Origin of the sequence: Helicobacter didelphidarum, from assembly GCF_003364195.1 — a bacterium.
GTDB lineage: Bacteria > Campylobacterota > Campylobacteria > Campylobacterales > Helicobacteraceae > Helicobacter_A > Helicobacter_A didelphidarum.
Genome location: NZ_NXLQ01000053.1, coordinates 1 through 4804 on the forward strand (window position 1 = coordinate 1; position 4804 = coordinate 4804).

Annotated in this window: 3 protein-coding genes and 2 pseudogenes; all 5 read right to left on the reverse strand. The window is 31.5% G+C overall.

Features of this window, described 5'->3' with window-relative positions:
- Positions 1-826: pseudogene (locus tag CQA53_RS10085) on the reverse strand (OmpH family outer membrane protein); the annotation flags it as partial.
- Complete coding sequence (locus CQA53_RS10090) at positions 827-1708, reverse strand: hypothetical protein (RefSeq protein ID WP_115543850.1); 882 nt, start codon at positions 1706-1708, stop codon at positions 827-829.
- Positions 1705-2478 carry a hypothetical protein gene (locus CQA53_RS10095; RefSeq protein ID WP_115543851.1) on the reverse strand — a complete coding sequence of 258 codons (774 nt, stop codon included), beginning with the start codon at positions 2476-2478 and terminating at the stop codon, positions 1705-1707. The genes CQA53_RS10090 and CQA53_RS10095 overlap by 4 nt, the downstream gene beginning before the upstream one ends.
- A gap of 13 nt (positions 2479-2491) precedes the next feature.
- Positions 2492-3718: a hypothetical protein gene (locus tag CQA53_RS13380; RefSeq protein ID WP_245945879.1), complete on the reverse strand. Its 1227-nt coding sequence runs from the start codon at positions 3716-3718 to the stop codon at positions 2492-2494.
- Positions 3719-3727: 9 nt separating this feature from the next.
- Positions 3728-4804 (reverse strand): annotated as a pseudogene (locus CQA53_RS12495) (hypothetical protein); the annotation flags it as partial.

Sequence of the window (4804 nt, forward strand, 5' to 3'; positions counted from 1 at the left end):
CTATATCTATCTCACTACCATTCTTAGTAAATATATCTATCTTGTTATTATGGAGGTAGAGGAGGTTGGATAGAGAGATGTTGTTAGATTGATTTATTGTATGATTGCTTGTATTGTTTGAGGTATTATGTGTGGATTGCCACGAAGCTAACGCTTCTTTTAATGATGAAGTATTGTTTGATGAGGCATTGTAAGCATTATTTGATGATGAAGTCTTAGAATCTAGCTTATCTAAGAATATTATCTTTATACTTTTATCATTTGATTCTAATATAAGATGATTTGAATTATTGTTTCTTGAATAATATAAATAAGAATCTATAGAGTTTAAAGATTCTTTAGATTTATTATTTGCTGTATTAAATTTACTAAACCTTGCTTGTCTTTGTTCTCTCTCCATTTCTCTTTGTCTTTCTTTAAACTCTCTTTCTTGCTCTTTTTGTATTTCTTGTATCCTTTGAAGTCTTTCTTTAGAATCTAGCTTTTGTAATGCTCTCTCTAATTCTTGTTGTTTAGCCTTATGCTCTTCTAAGGCTCTCTCTATTTCACTTTGTCTTTCTTCTTTTATTTGCATTATAGATTTATAGAGGGCTTTTCTAGCATTGAGATACTTATCACTTAGAGAATCTTTATTTGCGATAAAAGAGAGATAGAAAGATGATTTATACCCAAAGGTTTTTATAGCATTATTATCATCAAGCGTAGGATTGTTATTTGAATCGAGTGCTATATAGCTTTCGCATTGATAGAGGGCTTTAAGTAAAGCAATAGGAGAATCTTTAGTGAGGGAGGTGATGTCGTTGTGTGAGATTATATGATTTTGCATTTATTTTTTCTCCATTAATAGCAACATTTCAGCTAAGCTACGCATTTCATCATCGTTAAATTGTATATTTGGTCGTGGCAGTATATGTTTATTTGGGTGAATGATATGGGTAACATTCACATCATTGATAAATATTTGTCGTTCATTATAACCGCTACCAAAGGTTTGAAGTCGCCCACTTTTGTATGTTAAATTATTATGCAATCTTTCCATTGTCTTATGACAATGGGCTACATTTACTCTCTCTGTCTCCCATTGAGTAAAACCAAAGCTTAAATCATTTTCGCGAATAAAATCAATAACTCCATTCATACCAGCATTGAGAGTAGTCCCAAAATTGTCAGATACCCAATATGATGTCCCAACACCTATTACAAATACTCCAATACCAACAATAGTTCCACCAACAGGAGTTAAAAAGGTAGAGGAAGCTGCCCCAGTAGCTATTGCAGATTTAAGAGAGGCTGCAGTTCCGGCTATTAAAATAGGCGTATTTGCATTATTTGAGGCAATTTTCGTAACAACTTTGATTCCATCTCTTGTTTTTTCATATTCGATATAAGCATCATAGAAATTCACAATATTTCCTATTGGCTTTGTAATAACTCTTGCCATTTCAGTAAATTCGAAAACAGCAGTATTAAGACTTTTAATATTGGGGTTGTATGTAGGGGCAGTTCGTTGATTAGCAATTTCAATTGTTGTCCCTGTTGTTGCTAATCCTTCTTTAGCAGATTCGCCTTGCTGTTCTAATGGTGTTTTGTTCTGCAGTCTTTTATATTCCCTTTCTACATACCACGATAATGTATATTTCTCAAAGAAATATTGTAAAGATTCTTTATCTTTTTGGCTTAAATGTTCTGTATTTTTTATCTCATTCATTGGCAAGTCCTTAGATTTTTATTTAATTGTTGCATTTTTGTAAAATTTTTAGTAACTTTATCTAGCGATTCTTTGTCAAAATTAGGAGTATTATTGGCTAAAAGCAGGTTTATATCGTGTGTAATAATCTGTAATTTATTCCTCAAATCACCCCATATTTCACAATAATCTTTATTTTTCTCTACGAGTGTCAAATATGCGCTTAAAACACCCAAAAGCATATTAGCAAAAATAAATCTCTGTGGATTTTCTACCTGCATAAGTATCGTATGTATATTATATAATTCATTAATAAAGCACATTTCTTGTGGTTTGATAACAATATGATTAGTAGCTTCGTTAATATCAGTCTGCAAGAAGAAATATTGCATATGCACTTGAATATAGCTAGTAAAATAGAGGACTAAATTATCATCGTTGGGATTCTCTGTGATATATTGTGGTAGTTTGTAGATAAGTGGTATCGTTGGGTCGGGATTATGTGGATAGTATTTTTTAGCCTCTAATAAAGAAAGTTGGAATACTTTATCTGCTTGTTCTAAATCATTCTTATAATCATATTGATACCAATTATATAAAGTTTCTAAATCCTGCTTTCTCTCCACCACCTTATCATAGTAGGGAGCAATCTCTTGATAGGTTTCAATAAGTATATAAATAATCCCCGCTGGAATCCCTGCAAAAAGAAATGCTTGCTTCCATGTAAGCTTTTGAAGAGTTTTAAGCATCTTATCAAGTTTTGCGTTGAGTTTATTTATTAGCTTTTTCATCTACCCCACCTCTTTAGATTCTAAAAGATGAGATTCTACAATATCTTTGCTTAATATTAGGAGCATTTATCTTAAAGGTATTATTCTTAGGCTTACAAGTGATAGGAAATCCTTTATCACTTAATACCCCACTAACACATAAATCTTGCATTATAGGATAATCATCATTATATTTCTTATAAGCTCTAGCACTAGGGAGTATTACAGATACAAGAGTGCAGGGAGTAGGAACACCTGCGATATTATTCGTGCAACCTACAATGCTAGCATTTAACAAATCAGATTCTAAAATCATAGGAATACCTTGAGACTTAAAAGATTTACCTTTATTACTCTTTAGCTTTACTCTACCATTATGAGGACATTTAAGCTCATTATCTTCTAATATAGGACAGAGGAATGCGCTAGAGATACTTTCTTTATTCTCTTTAGAAGAAGCTTTAGCTTCGTGGCAATCTCTCTCTTGCTTTCTTATCTCTTTAGATTCTTTGCTATTACATTCTAGCTTGATATGTAGGCTAGAGTCTAATATAGAGTAGTTTAGTATGGTAAGAGTGAAGTTATTGAGGAATACTTGGAGGGTGGAAGTGGATATGGGAGAATCTATATTATTGTGAGGAGAGGGAGAAGTTGTATTTGAATTATTGTTAGTAGAGTTTGATTGAGTAGTTGTAGAGTTTGTGTTGGTAGTGTGGATTGATTCTTTATTGTCATTGCGAGAAGTGTTAGCTTCGTGGCAATCCATAGCATTAGAAACTTTAGCATTGTTATTTGTGGATTGCTTAGAATCTTTGTTTGTGGATTGCTTCGTCATTTCATTCCTCGCAATGACAGAATCCATATCCTCTCCACCTTGCAAGTAATATATGGGTTTATTTGTATTGAATCCCATATTGCTATCTTTAGAATCTAATTCCCCAAAGAAGCATTCATTATAGGGTTGATTGGATTCTACTCCACCTGTGAGGTGGATAGAATCTAAAAAGATAGCAATATCATAATCGTGTATATTTGTTTTCTCTTGATTTGTAAGATTATTTATATCTTTTAATAAATCTTTGCAATCAAGTATATCTCCATTGTTTGCAAAAATATAGATTCTATCTTTTTCTTTATGATAAAAGATTTTACACGATACTTGGCAATACTGCTTATTTGAATTTGTAGGTGTGATAACTAAAGGATTCTTATTGTATAGTATTGCCTGTGTCATTGCTGAATAGGCTTGTATATAATTCATTATCATTTCTTATGCTGTCTTGTATGCTTCTAAGATTTGTGAAGCAATCCTTGTAAAGTCTTTATGCAAAAATATTTCTTCCATATTTTCTGCTTTAAGCAAGGCTTTATTGTTTTCATCTACTACGATAAATGGCTGACATTTAAGGATAGAGCGAATATCCTCTACGCTACATTGTTTATTTTCTAGTTCTTTAAAAAATTCTTCATCTAAGATTCTAGTATAAATTTTTATTTCTTGTAATTGTGCGATTAAATCTACCATTCTCAATATATCAAACTCTTCTATGTCTTTAGATTTTAGCTTTGCAATATGTCCAATCTCGCTTAATAGATATACTAATGGATAGATTTTCTCTGGCGATTCTTTGAGGCTTGATTCATTTTTAAGTTTTTTATTTTGCTTATATTGTTGTTTTACCTCTCCTAATACTTTTTTCTTTACTTCTTGCAATGAATTATAAGTTGCTTGCATAAAATCATTTATAAGGGCTGTGGAGAGTTGATATTTACCTTTGTTTTTCTTTGCTTTTTTACCAATACAATTTTCATATTCTGCACTTTGTGGATTTGCTTTTAAATTATTGATTGTAGATTCTAAAAGATTTTCATTTGCTTTGAGTTCAAGGAGATAGCTATAAAAATAAAGTAATGTAGTAGAAAGCCTGATTGAGTGGCTATCACTCTCACCTTTAAACTCTTCTCCTGCATTGAGATAATAATGCTTACCCTCTATATCCTCCCCTAGATTCTGTATGAGATTATTTTCATTATCATCTGTGATGTTATTGCTATCTGTTTCTATGTGATGAGTAGGTAAGTCTATATCTATTGTTTGTTTGCTATTATGGAAATAGTAATTTTCTACAAGGTTATTGTATGTATTGATATAACAAGAATCGAGTTCTATAAATTGTGGATAATAATCCTTTATCATTGAGCCATTTTCTTGCTTAATTCCAAGCTTTACCCTTAATCCCATTTTATATTCTTTTTTGTGTTGAAATGCTAAAAATCTCTTGAGATACTCCCTAATTTTATATAACCAATCATTATAGGTAGCTCTTCTCCCTAGTAATTGTGGTTT